Source organism: Streptomyces sp. NPDC001890, from assembly GCF_042891445.1.
In the GTDB taxonomy this organism is placed as follows: domain Bacteria; phylum Actinomycetota; class Actinomycetes; order Streptomycetales; family Streptomycetaceae; genus Streptomyces.
Genome location: NZ_JBIATE010000045.1, coordinates 17,096 through 36,885 on the forward strand (window position 1 = coordinate 17,096; position 19,790 = coordinate 36,885).

Below are 19,790 nucleotides of genomic sequence, written 5' to 3' on the forward strand. Positions count from 1 at the left end.
GTGCGGTGTGAGGCCCTTTCGATGGCCGCGTTTTCGGGTGGTGCGTCAGGCTGTGCGGTTGAGTGCATGCGTCAGTACCTCTTCGAGTTGTCTCGCGACGCGGTCCAGGGGTTCTGTGCTGCGCTTGGCACGGCACATGGCCACGGTGCCTTCGACGCCCGCGACGACGAGCGTCGCGACTTGGGCGGCGCGGTCGGGTTCGATGCCGTGCTCCTTCAGTGAGGTGGCGAGCAGGTCCTCCCACTGGTCGAATGCTTCGGCGGCGGCCGTGAGGACGGGCGGGACCTCGTCTGCCGGGGGTTCTTCGATGGCTACGGCGAGGACGGTGCAGCCGGCGCGGAAGTCGGTGCCGACGACGGTCTCGCGCCAGAGGGCGAGCAGGGCGCGCAGCCCCGCGATCGGGCCGGCCTTCAGCTCCCTGCGCAGGTTCCGGGCGATCCTCTCCCCCGCGTAGCGGACGGCTTCGGTGGTGAGCTGCTGCTTGCCGCCGGGGAAGTAGTGGTAGGTGGAGCCGAGCGGCGCTTTGGCGTGCTTGGCCGTCTCGCGGATGCTCGTGGCGTTCAGGCCGCGCCGTCGGATCATGTCGGCCGCTCCGGCCACGATCCGTTCGCGTGCCTGCGGGGCGTCCTCGGTCACGGCATGCCCTCCTCGGGGAGACACCCTTGGCTATATCGACTGTCATAGTCTAGCGTGACCTGCGGTTATGACACTCGTTATAGTCGAGTGTCGTGAGTGAGTGAGGAAACCGCCGTGCCCTTGATCCGACTGACCGTGTCGTCCGGCTCCCTGACCGAGGAAGGCCGTGCTGAGATCCGGCAGGAACTTGCCGGTGCGGCCCTGCGCTGGGAGGGCTTTCCCGATACGGCCTTCTTCCGCGGCCTGTCGTGGGTCTACCTGACCGAGCTGCCCGAGGGCATCCAGGGGACCGCGGGCGATGACGCACCCCGGTTCCTCGTGGAGGTGATCGTGCCCCAGGCGACATCGCCCGTCCCCGACAAGTCCGGCCTGATCCAGGACATCACGCAGGCCGTGCTGAAGGCCGCGGGCCTGGACCGGCACGCTGCCTCTCGGGTGTGGGTGCTGGTGCACGAGCAACCCGAGGGTTCATGGGGTGCCGGAGGTGCCGTAGTCCGTCACGCCGACCTGACCGCGCTCGCGGACGTGCAGCGCGCGGCCTCGTAACCCCCCTCGCGATGCGTCCCAGGGCACAGCCTCAGGGAGCGTATCGAGCCGCGGGCGCTGAGGGCCGCAGGCCGCCGCGTCGGCGGTGTCGACCTCGATGGCCGGCGGCCTTGCGGCCCCGCGCGCGGACCGGCTGTTCGACACAGCTGTCGCGCAGCTGAGCCCGGTCACCGGGCTGGTGAACAACGCTGGGTGAGCGGGCCGGTCGGTCCGCTGGCGAGCGCCGACCCAGAGGGGATGCGGCAGACTCTGGGGGGCAACATCCTGGGGTACCTGCTGTGCGCCCGCCTCAACTATTACTCCACCTGTAGATCTATTACTCCAGCTGTAAATCGCGATCTTCGTAGTGCGCGGTCGGCCGGGCCGTCTCTTGTCCCGGGTTGGTCCGACTGGTCGGATCTGACGGTGGGTCGCGCCGGGCCGTTCCGGGCGGCGGCACCGCCGAGGTTATGAATGAGGCACCTGACCATTCATGAGCATCAACCTCAGGAGCCACACGATGCGCCCTATCAGAGCAGCCTGTCTCGGCACGGCGACTGCGCTGGTCGCCCTTCTCGCCTGCGCCCCTGTCGCGGCCGCCGCGACGGACACCGATTCCGCCCACGTCAAGGGCGGAGACCGGGTCATCACTCTCATCGGCCATCTCGCGCAGCAGTCGCGCTTCCCCGTCAACCCCAACGGCCCCGCCGCCCAGGGCGACCGGACCGTAGTCCGCTCGATCCTCAAGGACCAGAACGACGAAAACGTGGTCGGCGAAACCGGCGGCTTCTGCACCACCACCACGGTAGAGAACCGCGGAGCGGAGGAGTGCGTCGTGACCTACAACCTCCCGGGCGGCCAGCTCACCGTGCAGGGGATGGTCTTCGGCATTCTCAACGAGGAGGGCGGCGTCGCGATCCCTCCCCCTTCGTTCGACAACGCGATCACCGGCGGCACCGGGGTGTTCGACCGGGCTCGTGGTTCGGTCCACGCCGACACGATCGGTTCGGGCATCAGGCGCTTCACGATCGACCTCGACCGCTGACTGACCCTGCCCCCGCCCGGTGAGAAGGTGGGCCGTCCACGACACGGCCCACCGGCTCGATTGGTCCCATTGGCGACGCCGTAACCAGGCTCGATCCCAGGCCATCCACCATCAGTGACAAGCCGCCCAGGCATGAAGATTACGGCCTACGGCTGGAGTACTAGGCGGCCGAGCCCGCCCCGACCACAGACCCGACCACCGCAGGCCAGGGCTGACTCGACGCGAGGAGCGGGAGCTTGAGCGCCTGCACGCGGCCCAACCACGGCAACGCCCGGTTGCCGCGCCTGACCGGGTGATCGCTGACTTACCGTGGTGTGGTCGCTGCGGCCATGAACATCGGCAGCGCCAGGAAGAGCCGGTCGGCCTCGGCCAGCGCACGCTGTTCAGCGATCCAGCTGTCCGACTGCTCGTGCGTGATGGCGCCGGTGGAGCGGGCTCCTTCGGCCAGTCCGGCGAGCAAGGGCAGCATCGCCGGTCCGGTGAACACGCCGGTGTGCACCTCGACCGTCGCATCGTCGAAGTCGGCATTCAGCAGCAGGCTGCGGTACTGGCGGGCGGCGCGCGGGCTGGCGGTCAGGTCTGCGCGGGCGTGGACGATGGTGCGGGTGAGGGCCGGGTCGGCGGAGTCGATGATGATGGTGTCCCAATCCTGGCCGAGCAGCACGATCCGCCCTCCGGGCCTGAGAACCCTGCGGGCCTCTGTCAACGCCAGCTCGGGTGCGGCCAGTTCGTGGAACACCTTGTCGGCGCGGTAGCCGTCCACCGAGGCGTTTGCCAGCGGTAGTTCGTACGCCCCCGCGATCCGGAAGTCCGCCTCGGGCCAGCGGCTGCGGGCGACGGCGATCATACGCTCGCTCGGGTCTACGCCGACGGCCTTCGCACCCCGTTCGGTCAGCTCCGCAACGGCCCGTCCGGCGCCGCAGCCCACGTCCACGGCGGACATTCCGGGTCCGGCGCCGAGCAAGGCGTAGGACTGGGCCCGCAGTTCGTTGGCGCCCGGCATCCGGTCGGCCGAATCGAGCAGCGCGATGAGCTCGTCCGGCAACTGGCTTTTCTGATCCGTTTCCTTGGTCATGAGCACCAGGCTGCGACTTAATGTCGGCATGAAGTCAAGCAAGCACAGGACGCCAGTTGGCGGTGAGCGCGAGCCGATAGGCATCGGCGCCCTCGCGGAACGCATCGGTCTGGCTACGCACGTCCTGCGTCACTGGGAAGCGATGGGACTGCTCACGCCCAACCGCGACGCCGCTGGCCGCCGCCGCTATGGGAGCGCCGACCTCACACGCGTCGCCGTCATCCTGCGCGCCAAGGAGGCAGGACTCTCCCTCGGCATCATCCGCACTCTGGTTGCTACCGCAGATCCCGCCAAGCGCAACGACATCCTGCGCGAAGAGGCCGAGGCACTTCGCTCCGGCATTGCAGCCGCGCAAGCTTCTCTCGAATTGATCGAATGCGCCCTTGGCTGCGACCACGAGGACTTTTCCCAGTGCGCCCATTTCCAGCAGATGGTGGCAGATCGCACCGGCACGGACACTGCGGTCCACCTTCCCGTCTGACCCCATACGCTCGACGTGTCGCAGCGATGCGAGTCGGCCGCCTGCCGCCGCGTCCCTATCGGCGGGCCAGCAGGTGGCCACGCTGCGCCTGGACCGCGACCCCGGCCGCCGTAACGGCCCCCCGTTGCGCGGGAGCCCGGCGGCCGAGGCGAGAGGTGATGCGCTGCCCGTACGATGACCGGCGTGACCGTCCGCCGTGCCCTTGGCGCAGGCCCCCAGGCTCCCGCGCCCAGCATCCGCGCCGCCCAGGCCGACCTGCTCGACGCTCTCCCCGGAGAGCGCTTGTCCGACCTCGATGAACTGCGTGCCCGAGGCGTGCTCGGGTCGCGCCCGGCTGCGCCGCCGTCCCCGCGGCGGACCCTTGGAACCGGTGGCCGCGCCGACGAGGGACTGCCTCACCAGCCCGCCTGACCCCCTTCGGCGCTGGTGCGCTGCCCCTGTGGTGCCGTACCCGTGAAACGCCCGGTGGGCGGCACCCCTGTGCGGGGTGCCGCCCACCGGGCGTTGGTGGTTCGGTGGGTGTCAGCTGACCTGGAGGGCCAGGTTCTTCGGCCAGCCGGCCTGGTCGAGGCGGGAGAACGGGTCCTTGAGGTCGGCGGGCTTGAGCTTGATGCAGCCGTTGGACTTGTAGTCGAAGTCGGCGTCCCAGCGCCAGAAATCGTCTTCCAGGAGGGGAACGTCGACGGCCTGCGTGCCGTCGGCGAGCACCTCGCTGTGGATGAACATGTCGGTGCGCTCGACGGGCTTCTGACCGGGCGCGGGCGTGCAGGTCTTGTTCTCGAGCTGGATGGCGTAGCCCTGGATCTGCACATTGGGGTTGTAGTTCCACTCTCCGCGGTTGGTCTCGTGTCCCTTGACCTTGTAGGTCCCGTTGGGCAGCCAGCCCTAGTTGGAGAGGCAGGTGTCCTTGCTGCCCATGCCGGAGTTCGCGCGGTAGGTCTTGACCGCCTTGCCGTTTTGGACGAGAGCGAGGGTCGAGTACATCGGGTTCTTCTGGTTCGTGGTGCACTTCAACGAGTACCCGGTGGGGCTGGATGTGGCGTTCTGGCCGGTGCCGGTGTTGCCGGTGTCGGGCCGGGCGCCGGCGGGCGCGGTGACCAGAGCCTTCCAGGTGTTCGGGCCGGCGACGCCGTCGGCCTGGAGGCCCTGTTTGGTCTGGAAGGCCTGGACGGCGGCTTCGGTGAGGCCTCCGAAGGACCCGTCGGCGGTGAGGGAGTGCCCGTGGGCGGTGAGCAGCTGCTGGAGCGCGGTGACCGCGCTGCCCTGGGCGCCGGTGCGCAGGGTGGGCCACTGCTGCTGGTTCCGGGAAGCGGGGGCGGCGGAGCGGGCGGCTGAGGCTGCCGGGTCGCCGCTGCTGCTGGCGGTGGCGGTGTCGGGGGCCTGCGGTACCGAGCGTGGCGAAGGCCGCGATGGCGAGGGCAGCGGTGGTGAGGGTGGCCCAGAGAGTGCGGGGAGCGCGGTTCGTGACGGAAGTTCCTTTTTCGTGTCGTGAGGGGCACGGCCGGGCCGCGCAGGGGCATGGCGCCGCCCGGGGTCCGGGAAGAGGAGAGGGGGATCGTGCGGTGGCGGCTGCCCCCGCACCGGTGACGCGCGCGGGGGAGGGGGCGGGGGTCAGATGAAGGTGATGTCCCAGTGGACGCCGCCGCTGCGGGGGACTTCGTAGACGTACTCGGCGGAGATGCCGGCCAGGGTGCCGTGCCAGCGGGCGTCGGTGCCCCGGGGAGCGCCCTTGCGCTGGGTGGTCTTGATCCAGTTGGTCACGCAGCCGCCCTCGTCACGGGTACGCAGGTCGAGCTTGTAGCCGTTGGCGTGGGAGTGGTTGCCCCTGGTGCTGTGGCCGGACTCGGTGCCGCTGGTGATGACGATGGTGCAGCCGCCGCTGGCCTTCTTCAGAGCGATGACGCCCTGGATCGTGCGGGCATGGACACCCGCCAGGGAGGTCCGGCCGACCGGGGCCTTGATACCGGCCGCAGCGAGCTGCGTCAGGGCCTGGCGCTGGGTCAGCCTGCCGTTCGACGGCGCGGGCGTGGTCGGGGCAGGCGTGGTCGGGGTGCTCGTTTTGGTTCCGTTGACCAGCTTGTTCCACGTCTTCGGACCGATGATGCCGTCCGCGGTCAGGCCGTGGGGCCGCTGGAACGCGATGGCCGCGCTGCGGGTGTTCGGGCCGTAGATTCCGTCGGCGGTGACGGATTAGCCGGCCGTGGCCAGCAGGTGCTGGGCGGTGGTGACGTTCACGCCGCGCGCCCCGTTCTTCAGCAGCGGCCAGACGGCCGTGGACGGAGCCGACGCACCACCACCAGTCCCAGTCCCGGCACCAGCCCCGGTACCAGTCCCGGCACCCGTACCCGTGCCGTTGCCCGTGGGCGTACCTGCGCCGGGGCCCGTGGGGTCTGGCCAGGAGCCAGGTGGGCGAGCGCGCGGAGCTGGGTCAGCGTGCCCTTGTAGACGTTGACATCGGCCTTGCCCCGCAGACCGGGCACCGCCCCGTTCTCGGTGTACTGCCAGATCGACCAGTACCTGCCGCCGACCGGAGCGGGCTCACGCGTCCCGCTCCCGTACCTCGGCTGCCACAGCGGGCTGTTGGCCAGGGCACCGGTGTTGCCACGCAGACAGGTGTCGGCGAAGTCCTTCGAGGTGTAGACGATGGGGTTCACCCCGAACGCCTGACGGGTCTTGGCGAGGAACGCGGCGACCTGGGTGTTGTTCACCCCGGCCGGGCACCAGCCGCGGATCTTCTCCAGGTCGACCACCGGCGGCAGCTGCCCGGCACGCTTCCCGTCGTAGCCGGCCGCCCGGGCCGTGCGGATGAAGTGGTCGGCCTGAGCCACGCCGGAACCGGAGTCGTGGAAGTGGTACGGCGCGACCGTCAGCCCGGCCCGCGAGGCCCCCGCGAAGTCACCGGCGAACTGCGGGTCGCGGTAACCGGTGCCCTGCGTCGCCTTCTGGAACACGAACGAGTACCTCGCCCTCACCGACGCCGACCACTGGATCGGGTGGGAGTTGTGATGGCTCGTGTCGAACCCCTTCACCCCGTACGCGGCCGGGCTGTTCGCCTGCGCCTGCTCCTGCCCCATGAAGCTGATCAGGCCAAATCCAGCGGCCGCGACCGCCACCATGGCACCCGCCTGAAGACCCGTCTTCTTGCTGATGATCCGCACGACTTCACCTCTCGTCAGACCCAACGGCACACACCCGGAAGGCGATTCACACGGCGTCTTTGCGGCGTCGACGAGATGAAGATTCGGGGTACCGCCTTCCCACCGGTAGCCTGATCGGCATTCCAGCCGTACCGCGCCGTCCCGACCGTTCCACAAGGCCCCTGACCTGCGAAAAGGAACGGCTGAGGAACGTGACGATCACACCGGTACCAAGGGGGAGAACCTATGCGGCCTGAACAAGGCGACAACCCGCCCGCGCAGCCACTGCCGGAAGTAAAGGCGCTGCTCCAGGCACTGCGACAGGTGAAGCAGTCGAAGGACCTCTCCCAGGACGCCTTCACCCACGACACCGGCTACTCCCGCTCCTCCTGGAACCGCGTCCTCAAAGGCACCGCGTTCCCACCCCGAACAGCCGTCGAACGCCTCTGCTCCCGCCGCGGCCTGGACAAGGAAAAGCTGCTCGGCCTCTGGGACACCGCCGACCAGGCCCGCCGCGCCCAAGACGCCCAGGAAGGAACACCGTCCGAAGCAGCGCCCGTTCCCGCGCCGACAGGCCCCGTACAGGGCGTACCGGACCCCACACCGCCGACAGCTGCCCCCGGACCCCGTACCGCCGACAGCAGCCCCGGACCCCGTTCCTGGCACCGCAGCTCCGAAACCCGCAGCGGTCAGCCCGGCTTCCGCACCGCCCACGCCTGGCCCGGCCGCACCGGCAAGGCCGGCCGCTGCTCCCCGGAGCCGGATCAAATCCTCGCGCTGATCGTCGCAGCCCTCGCCGCGCTGCTGGTGGTCGGACGCTGGTACTCGGTCCACGAGACGAAGGACTCCGCCGTTTCCCAGCCCGAGACCGACGGTGACAACCGTCCCGGCGACGACCAGCCAGTGGTCGACGAAACCCCCCTGCCCCCGAAGAGCAGCACCGCCCCGACCAAGGCCCCGACAGGCGACGAGAAGAAGAACAAGGACCAGGACTCCACGGGCGAGGAGGACACGAACACGGAGTCACCGCACCCCAGCAGTTCAGCCAAGGGCGAGACCTCTTCCTCACCCTCTGCTCCTGTTTCGCCCAGTACGGCCGCCTCGCCTGGCGCCGCCGGCCGCGCCAACTGCCCCTACAACTGGGACCGCAAGCAGGTCATGGCCAAGGGCATGGTCGGCTCGAAGGTGAAGGAGATCCAGTGCCTGCTGAACTACAACTACGACTACACCCTCGCCCTCGACAGCAAGTTCGGCGAAAGCACCGACGCCGCTGTACGTGCCGTTCAGCGCTGTAGCGGCCTCAATGCTGACGGCCAGGTCGGACCCCAGACCTGGAAGTACCTCGACACCCCCATGTCCGGCTGCGGCCACTGAAGCGTGCGATCAAGCCCCGGCTCCCGCGCCCAAGCCGCCCGCCGGGTAGGAAGCTGAGTCAGAGCCGTCACTGACACACAGCGGGGCCCCCATCCATCTCCATGGATGAGGGCCCCACCCGGCCGAAAGGCCTGATCAGCTCGCGGTGAACATGCTGCGCAAGCCACGCGTGGCATACGTGCCCCACGTCTGGGTCACCACCCCGACATCGAGGGAAGCCTCGCTCAACAAGCCGGGCTTGCCCTGCGCAGACATCTGCAGACGCAGCTGACCACCCTTGACGACAAACGTGAACGTGATGGTGCGCCTGGCTCCTTCCGGATGCCCCTCAGGTCCCGGCGGATCGCCCGGCGCAACGTGGAGAGCGACGGCACCGCGGGCGTGTCCGGATCGTCGGCCGCCCGCTGCACCAGCTCGGCGTGGACCCGGGAGGCGTTACCGTCCCACAGCGCCAGCAGCCGCCGGACTTTCCGCGGTGACCGTGAAATGGGACGACTCCATCCGGGCTAGGCGGTGATCCTCCCGGGCAGCGGCCAGCCACCGCCACACCGTCCGCTCCGACTTCCCCAATGCCCGTGCCACCAGGCGCACATGCGCGGCCGTCAGCTCTCCACGCCCGTCGAGGTCCAGCAGTCGGGGCATCGCCGCCGCCCGCCCCGACGTCGGCGGGAACACTGCCACCGGACCATCTACAGGATCCTCGCCACGGCTTCCCGGCATGTGCGGCCCCTCTCCGCCGAATACGGACAGCACGGCCTGCCGTCCTGGTCCCAGGTATCCCAGCCCTTCGGCACCCAACTGACCGGAATCGGCATACGACTGACAGCAACCATCGCCATCCGGTACAGCCGTGCCCGCGCACGGGCTGGCGATCTGCTGGACGGCCTTCTCGCGGGCGTCGTAGAGCTGACGGGTGCACTTCGGATGACCGATTCGAGGACCGGCCTCGGTCACCATGCCCGCCAGGCCCACTCCACGCCCACCTCGGCGAGCGCCGTGCACCGCCCGGTGATGGACGTCGCCAGGGTGCGCACGAGCTGATCGACTGGACCGCGCGGCGCGGGGAGCAGATCGCCGCCCTCGGCTTCCACGCGATAGCCATGGAAGAAGCTGAGGGCGTCCGGCAGGCGGGTCAGTAATCGGGTCAGCGGGTGATCCTGGAAGTATGGCCCGCGTGCGGTTCTGCGCGTCGTGCGGGGCCCGGCTGCGGAGAAACGCGGCCGCCCGGCGCCGGTACTGCGGTGACGCCTGCCGGGCCCAGGCGTACCGGGACACTCTTGCCGCGGACTGCATGGGCCCGCACGAGCTGGGACGTGCCCCACAGGGCCGCCGTACCTCATGTGTGATGAACTATGGCCCGGTTTCCAGACGTTGATCTCGTCTCGGCAAGAAAGTGGGAGGGACCGTGAACCTTAGCGGGGGGACGTGGCAGCGGCTGACCGCCGTGGCGCTCGTCATGGCGGTGGCGGCCGGGTGTACGGGTCAGGGCGAAGGGCCGGAGGGCGGGAACGACAAAGACCTGCTGCGGAACCACGACTGGACGCAGATGCCGGGCACCACCGCGCGGAACGGCGTCCTGCGGGTCAGCGCATCGGATCGGCACATCGTGGAGCAGGACTCCTCCGGCGGCCAGCCCAATCCCCCGCTGAACCTGGCCGGCCCGCATCTGAGGTCCGATGGCGACTTCACCGTCACCGCACGGATGTCCGGTGTGGGCGACGATGACGGCGACTCATGGCTGCGGCTGTACGGACGGGTACCGGTCATCTACGACGAGTGGCGGCAGGAGCGGCCCTCACTCCGCGTCGGCGTGACCGCCGACGGACAAGTGAAGGTACAGATATGGGACGGCGAGGGCGACGAGCCAGCCACCTCCAAGGTTTTCGACTGCGGCTGCTCCGGGACGGTGACGCTCGCCGTGTCGAGCATCGGTGACACCTTCCGCGTGAAAGCCGACGGGCGGCGGCTGGGAACCGTGCAGGACCCGGGGGTGTTCGCCGAGGGCACTGTCTGGTTCGGTCTGGAGGCGGACGCGGGCGAAGACGAGCGCCGCGAGGGATGGCGCCTGACGCAGCTGATCGCGCGGGCAGAGAGCGGTGACTCGCTCCACGTGGTCAACGCGCCGCAGCTACGCCAGGAGCAGTCCGACGACTCGCTGCGTGCGCGGGCCGCAGACGCGGGGCGGCCGTTCGACGTCGGCACCGCCCTAGCCGAGAACCCGCTGCTCACCGACTCCCGCTACCGGGCGCTCGCGGGGAGCCAGTTCTCCATGCTCACTCCGGAGAACGCGTTCAAGCCACAGTTCCTCCACCCGCGCCGGGGCGTCTACGATTTTCGCGACGCGGACCTACTCGTACGCTTCGCCCGCGCAAACGACATGAAGGTTCATGCGCACACCCTCGTCTGGCACGAGGCTCTGCCCAACTGGATGCGGGAGAACGACGATCCCGAGGAGGTGCGCCGGACCATGCTCCGGCACATCGCCACGGTCGCCGGTCACTTCAAGGGGAAGGTCGCGGAATGGGATGTGGTCAACGAGCCCATGTCCGACGACAAGGAGAGCTACACCAACGGGGATCTTGGTCTGCGCTCCGAGCAGAGCCCGTGGTTCGAGGCCATGGGCGAGGAGTACATCGACGAGGCGTTCAGGGCCGCCCACCGGGCCGATCCGAAGGCACGGCTGTTCCTCAACGAGTACGGGGTCGAGGAGGAAGGCGAGCGGTGGGACGCCCTTTACGATCTGGTCCAGCGGCTCAAGGAACGGGGCGTACCGATCGACGGCGTGGGTTTCCAGAACCATGAGTACGCACCCGGCGACCGCATCGACCCGGAGACCTTCCGCGGCCATGTGCGGGATCTGGCGGAGCTCGGGGTCCAGGCGCGGGTGTCGGAGATGGACGTCCCCATAGGCGAGAACGAGGAGGACGGGCGGGAGACCCAGGCCGACGAGATGGTGGGCAAGCTGCGGGTCTGCCTGGAGGAGCCGAACTGCACATCGTTCTCCACGTGGGGATTCACCGACCGGTACGGTTCCACCGCCGACACCAAGATCTATCCTCCGCGCACGGCCGATTCCCTGCCGTGGGACGCGGCCCTGCGGCCGAAGCTGGCGTACGAGCGCCTGCTCGAGGCCTTTGACGAGGCGTGAGGCATCAGGGCTCCCGGACCACTGGGACCCTACCCACGCTGGGCACTGTCACGTTGGCTGACCGGGTGGGTGATCTTCCGGTTGATCACGGTGGAGGAGTTGTCCATGGGCAGTACGCCGCCGTCGTACAAGGGGCACCGGTACCCGGTCGAGGTGATCTCCCACTGCGTGTGGCTGTACTTCCGCTTCCCGCTGTCATTCCGTGAGGTGGAGGAGCTGATGCTGCAGCGCGGCGTCATCGTGTCCTACGAGACGATCCGCCGGTGGTGTCCGAAGTCCGGGCAGCCCTACACCAACGCGCTGCGCCGCCGACGTCCCCGCCCCGGCGACGAGTGGCACCTTGACGAGGTCTTCATCACGATCAACGGCGAGCAGAAGTACCTCTGGCGCGAGGTCGACCAGGACGGCAACCTCACCGCCCAGGGAGGTCAGCGAACCGGCCGCGACCGGGCCCCTGATAGTCGACGGTTCTTGGTGCGTCCCATGTCCGCCCGGCCCACCTGACAGCTGCCCCAGCGAAGCCTTCTCCCGGGTCCTCCTCGACAAAGCCCCCAGCGGCCGCCACCGGCCGTCAGCGCGAGGGGGAACGCCCCGGTGACCTTCCGCTCAGGCGCACCCTGGCTGCTGGTCGTCTTGTCAGGGAAACCGCCTGTCGGGCAGCGGATCATCGTTAGGATCACTCGATGGAGAACGACCTTGCCTCATCCGTCCTGGATGCTCCCGTCACCAGCCGGGAGCAGGACGCGGTGCGCCTCCTGCTGCTGATCCGTGGCGCCGGCCAGAAGCCCACGGATCTCGACCACGCTGACCCCGGTCTCGGCAAAGCGGTCGGGGTGGTCCGTACCCAGGTGCGCCTGCAGAAGCTGGACTTTCTGGCTGAGGAACCCCGACTACCTGGCCGATGAGTTGCTCACTGACTACGAGACGAGCAAGGAGCCAGCCCTGCTGGAGCTTGCGGGGCAGATCCTGGACTCCGAGGAGCCCGAGGCCCGCCGGTATCCCATGCTGCGCCACCATTTCGGCGCCTACGAGCCGCTCGACGACGCGCTCGCGGTGCTGCGCAGCAGCGGCCTGGTCGTGCGGCGCCGGCGGGGGACCGTCAACCACGTGCGCCAGCACGACTACTACCTGACTCAGCACGGCGACCAGGTCGCCCAGCGCGTAGTGAGTGAGGCACCGGTGTTCTCCTACTACGTCGAGCGGGTCGCCCTGGTGGTCGCCCTGGCTGACGGATTGGGCGGCACCGCACTGAAGAAGCGGCAGTATCTGCAGCGCGAGTACGCCGAAGCGGCACGCGGCACACGCATCGGATCGGTGAGCATCCGGGCCAGGGCCCGGCTTGAGGCACTGCGCACGCAGAGCGCCACCAACGACAACGAGGGGAGTCGTGACCGAAGCCGAGGAGCCTCTTGCGGCCCGGATTGCCCGGCAGGCCAAGAGCAGCGAGGTCGACGTCCGCGACGTCTTCGCCACCTACGGGCTGCTTCTCACCCTGACTCCCGCCCGCCCGCGGCCACTGCGCCTGCACCGGATGCGCATGGCCGGCCTGCGCACCGGGTCCCTTGAGCCGGGCCCGTTCGACACCACGTTCCGCTTCGGCGCCGGGCTGACGGCACTGGTCGCCTCCAATCTGCGGGGCAAGACCAGCGTCCTGGAACTGATCACCTGGTGCCTGCGCGGAACCCCGCGTGACCTCCAGTCGGGGGTCCGGAACTGGATTCGCCACCTGGACCTCGACATCGTCGTGGCCGGCCAGCCCCTCGGCTTCCGCCTGGACTGTATCGACGGGGAGATCGTCCGCGCACAGGTACTGACCGGCCCCGACATCGGCTCGCTCGAAACGGCTCGCACACCCGACGACACGGGCCAGATCACGGCTCTCATCACCGCCGGCAGCGCCGAGAGCTATGCCCAGCACATCCAGGCATTCATGCTCGACCGCTTCGACCTGCGGCCCCTGCGCAACACACTCAACGAGACCGGCACCCAGGCCCACGGATGGCCCGCCTACTACGGAGCGATCTACCTGCCCGCCGGCGGCGGCAAGGTGCTGCTCGGCGACCAGATGATGGGCGGCCTGCCCGGCCGCCTGCTCCAGGTCTTCCTCGACCTCCTGGCCGCCGCGACCCTGACCCGCGTAAGCGCCGCCCATGACGTCAGAAGCTCCACCGTCAAGCGCCGCGAAGCCGACGCCCACGACGCTTTCCAGCAGCGCCGCGAGGAACGCGAACGCAAGGAGAGCGAGCTGCGCGAGGCCCGCGCCCGACTGGCCGCGCTGCCGGGCCCCGGCGAGGACGAATCCCTGACCTCCCTGGCCGTCGAAGCGGCACGACGGGCACGCGAGGTGGCCGACGCGCAGGAGATCTGGGAAGGCCTGATGCGCGTGCACCGGCGCGCGGTGGATCACCGGCGCCGTGAGGAACGCCTGCTGAACGACGTGAGTGAGAGCCTCACCGCCCGGCTCCTCTTCCACGGCCTGGACCCGCAGGCATGCCCCCGCTGCGACCAGGAGATCGCCGAAGACCGGCGCCTGCAGGAACGCGACCACCACGCCTGCGCCATCTGCGCCCGGCCTGTCACCGGCGAGGACGGCAACCCGCAAGAGGTCCAGGACGAGGCACGACTGCGCCTGGAACAGGCGAAGGAAGCCGAGTCCACCTCCCGCCAGGCGCTTGAGGCCGCAGAGGCCGAACTCACCCGGCTCACCGACCTGCTTGCAGCCGGCCAAACACGCCTGCGCGAGGCCCAGTTCGTCCTTTTGCTCCCCCAGCGAATCCAGGCCCAAGAAGACATCCTGCGTCTGGAAGGAGCGCTGTCCGTTCTCCCCGACCTGCCCGAGAACACCGGCGACCCCTACGAGAGCACGATCGTCGACGTCCTCAAGGCCGGCATCACCGTCGTGGACACCGACAGCAAGTCCGCTGCCGAGCGACTGTTCGAGGACGTCAACAAGGAGATCGCCGACCTCGGACACCGCTTCGGCATCACCTCCTTGGAAAAGGTAGAGATCAACCGCGCCGCCCAGCTGAAGGTCATCAAGGACGGCGGAGTCGCCGACTACTTCAGCAAACTGAGCGCGGGCGAGCGGCTGCGCCTGCGTATCGCCGTGGTCATCGCGCTGCTGCGGGTCGGAGCGGCACACGGCCTGTCCACCCACCCGGGCCTGCTGCTGATCGACAGCCCCAAGGCCGAGGAAATCCAAGACCTCGACGCCCACAGCCTGGTCACGGAACTGGCGAAACTGGCTGACGAGAACAGCTTGCAGGTACTGATCACCACCGCCGACTTCACCCTTGCCAACGGTGTACTGCCTAAGGACCGTATCGTCGAGGCAGCCAAGGGCCGCCCCATGTGGTGAACACAGCCCCTCACCCCACGAAACGCACGACCAGGACAGGAGAGGGCGGCATGGGTCTGGCCGAGCAGCTCAGCGCCCTGGTCGAACAAGGCCGGGAGATCACATTCGCTGGCCTCGGTATGCCTGCCGATGCCGTCCGTGCCGAGATGGACGCGGTCGCCGCAGGCCCCTACGCCCCCTGCTGGCCGAAGTGGTCACCCATGCCTTCGACCACGCCGAAGCCGACTGGCACGGCATCGCAGGCACATTCCCCGGCGGATTCGCCCGCCAGTCCAGCTTCCTGCACACCACCGCGACCCTCGAAACACTTCTCGCCAGCACCCCCGCCACACAGCAGCTGGCCAAAGCCCTGAATACAGCACTCCTCAACGACTTCAACGCAGTGACAGGCACCCAGCCGCTGCTCGCCGCAGCACGACTCGAAGGTGCGGTCCGCCTGGCGGTAGCCAAATCAGTCAACCCCTACCAGGTCTGGGGAATCCTGGAGGAACTCGAACAGAGTGACACTCCAGAAGACCTCACCGAACGCCTGCCCCGCATCATCGGCCTGGGACTGGACAGCTGGTCCAGCCACGAGCAAGCCATCACCGCCACCCTGCGCTCCTACCTCGAACGCCTCTCCAACGACGAAGCCAGCGATATCGACGCCTTCGTCGAACTGGGGTACGACCGGCTGCGCACCGCGCTCACCTCCCGCACCGTGGCCGACGTCATCGACCACCTCCAGGCCGCCCGCACCTGGTTCACCACAGCAGACGCTGCCGAAGAAGCCCGCCACGACGCCCGCGCCTACGCCGCTGTGTGCGACGCTCTGCTCGCCTTCACCGGCGGCCAGAGCACCAGACTCAACGAAGCCGCCGACCGGCTCGCGACCACCCTCAATCAGCGGCACGCCTGGAGCTGGGGCATGCACCAACCCGCCTGGCTGCAACCCCAGAAAGCCGCCGAAGTCGCCTGGGAACACCTCGTACTACAGCTGAAACACGCTGCCGAACACCTGCAGGACACCGTCTGGATGGAACCCTGGGGAGCACTCGACCACGTCCTGACCGCCTACCAGGCAGCCCGCACCGTCTGCCCTGTCGGCTCAGCCGAACACGGCATGTCCCTCCTCGTCGAACCCGACATCGAAGACACCTTCCTGCGCCAGCAGTCCCTCCTCGCCCAGCTCCGCCGCGCCGTCACCGAGCCGGACACCCACCTCACCACGGGCTTCGACCAGGAGACAGCGTCCAAACTCCTGACCCGCGTGGAACAGCAACTGACGGCACGGCCCTCGGGTCGGCGGGAGCACGGAACCACCGCGGGCGCCGGCGCCGAGGAACCCCCTGGCGAAGCGGAGACCGAACGCGCCCACCGCCTGGCCCCCGCAGCAGTAAAGGCACTCGGACGTGACTTCACCGCCCGGCTCGCCAGCACCAGCACCGACGACGACCTGAAGGTGATCGACGACCTGGCCTATCGCGCAGACCTCACCCGGCTGCACAACTCCGACCCCGTCGTGGTGCCGCTGCTCAACCGTCTCCTGCATGGCCTGGAAACGTTCCCCGACTTCGTCGGAGAGACCCGGCGTACCTTCACCGTCCTGGTCGGCCAGACCGTCCACTTCCTCAGGGCCGCAGCCGACCTGGACACCGCCACCGCCTTCGGCGAGGGGCGCACCGGCCCGGACGGCAAACGCATCAAGTTCCGTGACTACCGGCGGCGCTTCGACAAAGCCGGCGGCCACCTGGTTCCCGTCGAAGGAGACCTGCAGCAGTACTTCTACGTCTGGCTCCTCAGCAGCCAGATCGGCCACCTGGTTCAGGTCGAAGCCGTCAACCGGGCCCTTGGACGGGCCGACATCCTCGTCCACTTCGGATCCCGCCAGTACCTGACCGAGATCAAAAAGAACCACACCAGCAACGACCGGGCCTACCTGGAGAAGAGATAGCTGGCCCAAGCCGCCGCATACACCAACACCACCGCTCCCTTCGGCCAGTTGCTCGTACTCGACCTCACCGAGAAGAAGAAGGCCGGCACCCTCCGCGTCAACGAGCTGACCTGGCTGGCCAAGCACCGCCCGCCGAACGCCCTGATTGACCGCGCGGTCGTGGCAGCCGTCGTCACCGGCAACCGCTACACCCCCAGCGACTTCTCGGCATAGCAATCAGCCCAAGCCGGCTGCGCAGCCACACCAGACCCCCGCGCCCCCGACGGGGGGGCGACAGTCTGGCAACCGCGGGCGTGAACAGGCAATGTGCGGCACGCGTAAGGGGTATCGGACGACCGGGCCGATGGCGGGTGACGCCGCGCCCGGCGGGGCGCGGCGTCGGCGCTGAGGCCGCCGGGTCAGACCTCCAGGTCGGCCTCGATCCGCTTCAGCTGGTGGCGGGCCATCGCCAGGTTGGCGCGGCCCTTGTCCAGCACCAGGTACAGGAAAAGACCGTTGCTGCCTCGGGCCTTGAGCAGCCGGATCAGGTGGTACTGGCCGCCGAGTGTGATCAGGATGTCCTCGATCTCGTCCTGGAGGCCGAGGTGTTCCATGGTGCGGAGCTTGGCGCGTACGACATCGGTGTTGCCCGCGGCCGCGACCTCCAGATTGAAGTCCTTGCCGCCGCCGAGGGTGCCCAGCGCCATTCCGCTGGTGTAGTCGACGAGGGCGACACCGAGGGTGCCCTCGATCGACGTCATCGCTTCCTTGAGTGACGCTTCGGTGTTCGACATGCGTGCTCGTTTCCTTTCCTGGCCGGCCGGGTCGACCGGATCCTTGGGTTGTCTGCGGGGCATGTGGTGTTACGTGCGGCGCGGCAGCGGGCCGGGCCGCGGGGTGGGCGGCCCGGGGGCGTGGGCCGGGGGTGCCGGGTGTGCGGCGCGTTCCAGCGCGGCGTCTATCAGTTCGCCGATGCGGGTGCCTGCCCGGCGGCCCTCCAGATGGAGCCTGCCGACGTTGATCCGGTCCTCGGCCAGCAGCGTGAGGACGGCCGAGGAGCCTGCGGCGTACGTCGCGATGTAGCCGGTCCCGCCCCGTACGAGAAGTTCGCGGAAGCCGTCCCGACCGGTCGCGTCCGTCATCCGGATCGCGACGCCGAGCGCGGCCGCGGTCAGTGCGGCGACGCCCTCCGCCTCCACGCCCGGCGTGTCATGGGCCAGGACGAGACCATCGGTGCTGGCCGCCAGAGCGCCGGAGAGGAGCGGGACCCGGGCCCGTAGTCTCTGGAGTTCGGCCAGCACATCCTGCGCTTCGGCCTCGGGCACCATCAGCTGTCTCCTCCCGGCACGCTGTCTGAGCGCGCGTATCACAGGGCCTCCAATGCGTCTCGGAGCTGGCGCAGCAGCGCGACGTCGGGGTCGGCCGTGACCTCCGGAAGCGCGATCCGGCCGGGGGCGGCCGCGGCCGACAGCTCCCGTACCGCTTCGACCAGTCCGGCCGCGGCCAGGCGGTGGAGATCGACCAGGACATGGAACGCCGGCCTGCCCAGCTCCTGGGCGATGTCCGATGCGGTGCGTGCCCCGTCCACGAGATCGAGCACGCGGCGCCGGCCCGGCGGAACGGGTGCGTCGACGGGGCGGCCCGTCCGTACGAGCGGTGCGCTGTCGGTCACCGCGTCGGGCCAGATCCGTTCCAGCAGCTCCCGGCGCCGGAGCGTCTCGCGCTGCACGGCATCGACGGGGACGGGGCGGACGGGGCCGATCCAGTGGGAGACCCCGTAGCGGAATCGGGCCGGGGTCCGGGTGGGGGCGAGTGCGAAGAACGCCGCGTCGTACAGCGCGCCCAGGTGGCACAGCTCCAGCGCCCCGCCCGGCACCCGCCCGCTGTCCACCAGATAGCGGCCGACCCGTTGCCCGGCGCCCGCCCTGGCGACCGCCTCCCACCAGCCGTCGCGGTGCAGGGCGCCGCCCGTGGTGAGCAGGACGTCGATACCGGGTGTCGCGGGGCTCTCGGCGTGCACCACCTGGCCCTCGGCGAGGTACAGGGTGCCGCGGTCGCGCATCAGGGCGCCGGTGGCGCGTTCGGCGGCGAGGCGCTGCAGCATGGGGGAGAGGGGCGCGACCGGGGCGGGGGCGGTTCTCATGCCAGGACCAGACGCTGGGCCATCTCGCCCAGCCGTATCCGGGCGAGGGCCAGATTGCCCTCCGCGCGGTCGAGCCAGAGATGGACGAAGACGCTGCTGTCGAAGGCCGTCTCGACGAAACGGAGGATGTGGTACCCGGCCCGGGTGGTGACGATGACGTCTTCGACCGGGGGCGGCGCTCCCTCGACTGCCCCTTCGGGTAACGCGGTGGGCGGTTCGGTGGCCTCCCATGCGAAGGCGGGCTGCTCGGCCGCCATCCGCGCGACCTCGGCCGTCTCCGCGGCGGTCGCCTCGTGGTCGCCGTTGGGCGATTCACCGATGGTGCCGAGGGCGAGGCCGCTCGTCCAGTCGACCACCGCGGCGCCGCGGGCGCCGGGCAGCCTCATGACTTCGAGCAGGCACTCGTCGATTCCGGGCACGCGCAATTTCCTCCCGACGTGGCGTACGGCTGTGACCCAGAGGCTACGCAACGTGCTTGCCCCAGGTGGCGGTTCTGGCATTTTCCATGGGTACATGCGCAAGAGATCTTCGGAGGGCGGGCCGGACCCGCCGCTCGGGCCCGATCGGCTGGGAAGCGATCCGGGACGACACCCAAGTTGCGGTCCAGGCCCCACAATCGTTCACCGGCCCGCCCGACTTCTGGACTGCCGTGAAAGCGGCTGCGGACGGCTACCGGGCCGACCGGCAGGCAAGGCAGCCGGTCCGGCTGGAGCTGTGGTGCGAGACAGCCGGCATGGTGCCGCAACTCGCACGGCTCGGCTCCGGCTTCGGAATCGCCTGCTTCTCCGGCGGAGGGTTCGACGGCCTCGTCGGCAAACACAACGCGGCGCAGCGTGCGGTGGCCGGGGGCAGGAGAACGAGTGAGGCTGATCCTTTGGAGTGGACACCCTGACAATGGATCTTGATGGTCCAGGGAGGGATGTCCAGGTGGGACGTAGGTCTCCGTATCCGGAGGA

Annotated in this window: 21 protein-coding genes and 3 pseudogenes; 13 read left to right on the top strand and 11 right to left on the bottom strand. The window is 69.2% G+C overall.

Annotated features, from left to right (window positions below):
* Window positions 1–45 precede the first annotated feature (45 nt).
* Window positions 46–636 (bottom strand): TetR/AcrR family transcriptional regulator, encoded by a 591-nt coding sequence (locus ACFYY1_RS40850; RefSeq protein WP_388594971.1) that lies wholly within the window; start codon window positions 634–636, stop codon window positions 46–48.
* Window positions 637–750: 114 nt separating this feature from the next.
* Here ACFYY1_RS40850 and ACFYY1_RS40855 point away from each other — a divergent pair, with 114 nt between their 5' ends.
* The 3 genes and pseudogenes from ACFYY1_RS40855 to ACFYY1_RS40865 all read left to right on the top strand — a co-directional run bounded on the left by ACFYY1_RS40855 (window position 751) and on the right by ACFYY1_RS40865 (window position 2,206).
* Window positions 751–1,182 carry a 4-oxalocrotonate tautomerase family protein gene (locus ACFYY1_RS40855; protein ID WP_388594972.1) on the top strand — a complete coding sequence of 144 codons (432 nt, stop codon included), beginning with the start codon at window positions 751–753 and terminating at the stop codon, window positions 1,180–1,182.
* A gap of 61 nt (window positions 1,183–1,243) precedes the next feature.
* Window positions 1,244–1,470, top strand: a pseudogene (locus ACFYY1_RS40860) (oxidoreductase); the annotation flags it as partial.
* 211 nt (window positions 1,471–1,681) lie between these two features.
* A complete protein-coding gene (locus ACFYY1_RS40865) occupies window positions 1,682–2,206 on the top strand; it encodes a hypothetical protein (protein ID WP_388594973.1) in 525 nt (174 codons plus the stop codon).
* 304 nt (window positions 2,207–2,510) lie between these two features.
* On the opposite strand, the gene ACFYY1_RS40870 is transcribed toward ACFYY1_RS40865, so the two are convergent.
* On the bottom strand, window positions 2,511–3,281 hold the full coding sequence (locus ACFYY1_RS40870) for a methyltransferase domain-containing protein (protein WP_388595004.1): 771 nt from the start codon (window positions 3,279–3,281) through the stop codon (window positions 2,511–2,513).
* 28 nt (window positions 3,282–3,309) lie between these two features.
* On the opposite strand from ACFYY1_RS40870, the gene ACFYY1_RS40875 reads away from it, so the two are divergent.
* Window positions 3,310–3,762: a MerR family transcriptional regulator gene (locus ACFYY1_RS40875; RefSeq protein WP_388594975.1), complete on the top strand. Its 453-nt coding sequence runs from the start codon at window positions 3,310–3,312 to the stop codon at window positions 3,760–3,762.
* A 522-nt stretch (window positions 3,763–4,284) separates the two neighbouring features.
* Here ACFYY1_RS40875 and ACFYY1_RS40880 read toward each other — a convergent pair.
* From ACFYY1_RS40880 to ACFYY1_RS40900, 5 genes and pseudogenes are all read right to left on the bottom strand, one after another.
* On the bottom strand, window positions 4,285–4,572 hold the full coding sequence (locus ACFYY1_RS40880; RefSeq protein WP_388594976.1) for a hypothetical protein: 288 nt from the start codon (window positions 4,570–4,572) through the stop codon (window positions 4,285–4,287).
* Between the two features lie 75 nt (window positions 4,573–4,647).
* The gene (locus tag ACFYY1_RS40885) at window positions 4,648–5,343 is read right to left on the bottom strand and encodes a peptidoglycan-binding protein (RefSeq protein ID WP_388594978.1); all 696 of its coding nucleotides are present in this window, start codon (window positions 5,341–5,343) and stop codon (window positions 4,648–4,650) included.
* Between the two features lie 30 nt (window positions 5,344–5,373).
* On the bottom strand, window positions 5,374–5,523 hold the full coding sequence (locus tag ACFYY1_RS40890) for a hypothetical protein (protein WP_388594979.1): 150 nt from the start codon (window positions 5,521–5,523) through the stop codon (window positions 5,374–5,376).
* Window positions 5,524–5,886: 363 nt separating this feature from the next.
* Window positions 5,887–5,934, bottom strand: a pseudogene (locus ACFYY1_RS40895) (hypothetical protein); the annotation flags it as partial.
* A gap of 80 nt (window positions 5,935–6,014) precedes the next feature.
* Window positions 6,015–6,920: a glycoside hydrolase family 25 protein gene (locus ACFYY1_RS40900; protein WP_388594981.1), complete on the bottom strand. Its 906-nt coding sequence runs from the start codon at window positions 6,918–6,920 to the stop codon at window positions 6,015–6,017.
* Between the two features lie 225 nt (window positions 6,921–7,145).
* Between ACFYY1_RS40900 and ACFYY1_RS40905 the strand changes: the two genes are divergently transcribed.
* From ACFYY1_RS40905 to ACFYY1_RS40940, 8 genes and pseudogenes are all read left to right on the top strand, one after another.
* Complete coding sequence (locus tag ACFYY1_RS40905) at window positions 7,146–8,273, top strand: peptidoglycan-binding protein (protein WP_388594982.1); 1,128 nt, start codon at window positions 7,146–7,148, stop codon at window positions 8,271–8,273.
* Window positions 8,274–8,864: 591 nt separating this feature from the next.
* A complete protein-coding gene (locus ACFYY1_RS40910) occupies window positions 8,865–9,314 on the top strand; it encodes a hypothetical protein (RefSeq protein ID WP_388594983.1) in 450 nt (149 codons plus the stop codon).
* Window positions 9,315–9,678: 364 nt separating this feature from the next.
* A complete protein-coding gene (locus ACFYY1_RS40915; protein ID WP_388594985.1) occupies window positions 9,679–11,421 on the top strand; it encodes an endo-1,4-beta-xylanase in 1,743 nt (580 codons plus the stop codon).
* A 105-nt stretch (window positions 11,422–11,526) separates the two neighbouring features.
* Window positions 11,527–11,895, top strand: a pseudogene (locus ACFYY1_RS40920) (transposase); the annotation flags it as partial.
* 209 nt (window positions 11,896–12,104) lie between these two features.
* Window positions 12,105–12,326, top strand: a complete 222-nt coding sequence (locus tag ACFYY1_RS40925; RefSeq protein ID WP_388594986.1) for a hypothetical protein — start codon at window positions 12,105–12,107, stop codon at window positions 12,324–12,326.
* A gap of 482 nt (window positions 12,327–12,808) precedes the next feature.
* Window positions 12,809–14,779, top strand: a complete 1,971-nt coding sequence (locus ACFYY1_RS40930; RefSeq protein ID WP_388594988.1) for a hypothetical protein — start codon at window positions 12,809–12,811, stop codon at window positions 14,777–14,779.
* A gap of 190 nt (window positions 14,780–14,969) precedes the next feature.
* Complete coding sequence (locus tag ACFYY1_RS40935) at window positions 14,970–16,712, top strand: hypothetical protein (protein WP_388594990.1); 1,743 nt, start codon at window positions 14,970–14,972, stop codon at window positions 16,710–16,712.
* A gap of 48 nt (window positions 16,713–16,760) precedes the next feature.
* Window positions 16,761–16,925: a hypothetical protein gene (locus tag ACFYY1_RS40940; protein WP_388594992.1), complete on the top strand. Its 165-nt coding sequence runs from the start codon at window positions 16,761–16,763 to the stop codon at window positions 16,923–16,925.
* Between the two features lie 185 nt (window positions 16,926–17,110).
* On the opposite strand, the gene ACFYY1_RS40945 is transcribed toward ACFYY1_RS40940, so the two are convergent.
* From ACFYY1_RS40945 to ACFYY1_RS40960, 4 genes are all read right to left on the bottom strand, one after another.
* Window positions 17,111–17,485, bottom strand: coding sequence for a hypothetical protein (locus tag ACFYY1_RS40945; protein WP_388594993.1), 375 nt, complete (start codon window positions 17,483–17,485; stop codon window positions 17,111–17,113).
* Window positions 17,486–17,554: 69 nt separating this feature from the next.
* On the bottom strand, window positions 17,555–18,019 hold the full coding sequence (locus tag ACFYY1_RS40950) for a roadblock/LC7 domain-containing protein (protein WP_388594995.1): 465 nt from the start codon (window positions 18,017–18,019) through the stop codon (window positions 17,555–17,557).
* 38 nt (window positions 18,020–18,057) lie between these two features.
* Window positions 18,058–18,834, bottom strand: a complete 777-nt coding sequence (locus tag ACFYY1_RS40955; RefSeq protein ID WP_388594997.1) for a transcriptional regulator — start codon at window positions 18,832–18,834, stop codon at window positions 18,058–18,060.
* Window positions 18,831–19,253: a hypothetical protein gene (locus tag ACFYY1_RS40960; RefSeq protein WP_388594999.1), complete on the bottom strand. Its 423-nt coding sequence runs from the start codon at window positions 19,251–19,253 to the stop codon at window positions 18,831–18,833. The genes ACFYY1_RS40955 and ACFYY1_RS40960 overlap by 4 nt, the downstream gene beginning before the upstream one ends.
* A 230-nt stretch (window positions 19,254–19,483) precedes the next feature.
* On the opposite strand from ACFYY1_RS40960, the gene ACFYY1_RS40965 reads away from it, so the two are divergent.
* Entirely contained in the window at window positions 19,484–19,726 is a 243-nt protein-coding gene (locus ACFYY1_RS40965; RefSeq protein ID WP_388595001.1) for a hypothetical protein, read from the top strand.
* Window positions 19,727–19,790: the final 64 nt, after the last annotated feature.

Excerpts from the sequence above, each read along its gene's own strand:
- ACFYY1_RS40865 (WP_388594973.1), top strand. The coding sequence starts at position 1,682 with ATGCGCCCTATCAGAGCAGCCTGTCTCGGCACGGCGACTGCGCTGGTC.
- ACFYY1_RS40870 (WP_388595004.1), bottom strand. The coding sequence starts at position 3,281 with ATGACCAAGGAAACGGATCAGAAAAGCCAGTTGCCGGACGAGCTCATC.
- ACFYY1_RS40875 (WP_388594975.1), top strand. The coding sequence starts at position 3,310 with ATGAAGTCAAGCAAGCACAGGACGCCAGTTGGCGGTGAGCGCGAGCCG.
- ACFYY1_RS40905 (WP_388594982.1), top strand. The coding sequence starts at position 7,146 with ATGCGGCCTGAACAAGGCGACAACCCGCCCGCGCAGCCACTGCCGGAA.
- ACFYY1_RS40910 (WP_388594983.1), top strand. The coding sequence starts at position 8,865 with ATGCGCGGCCGTCAGCTCTCCACGCCCGTCGAGGTCCAGCAGTCGGGG.
- ACFYY1_RS40925 (WP_388594986.1), top strand. The coding sequence starts at position 12,105 with ATGGAGAACGACCTTGCCTCATCCGTCCTGGATGCTCCCGTCACCAGC.
- ACFYY1_RS40945 (WP_388594993.1), bottom strand. The coding sequence starts at position 17,485 with ATGTCGAACACCGAAGCGTCACTCAAGGAAGCGATGACGTCGATCGAG.
- ACFYY1_RS40950 (WP_388594995.1), bottom strand. The coding sequence starts at position 18,019 with ATGGTGCCCGAGGCCGAAGCGCAGGATGTGCTGGCCGAACTCCAGAGA.
- ACFYY1_RS40955 (WP_388594997.1), bottom strand. The coding sequence starts at position 18,834 with ATGAGAACCGCCCCCGCCCCGGTCGCGCCCCTCTCCCCCATGCTGCAG.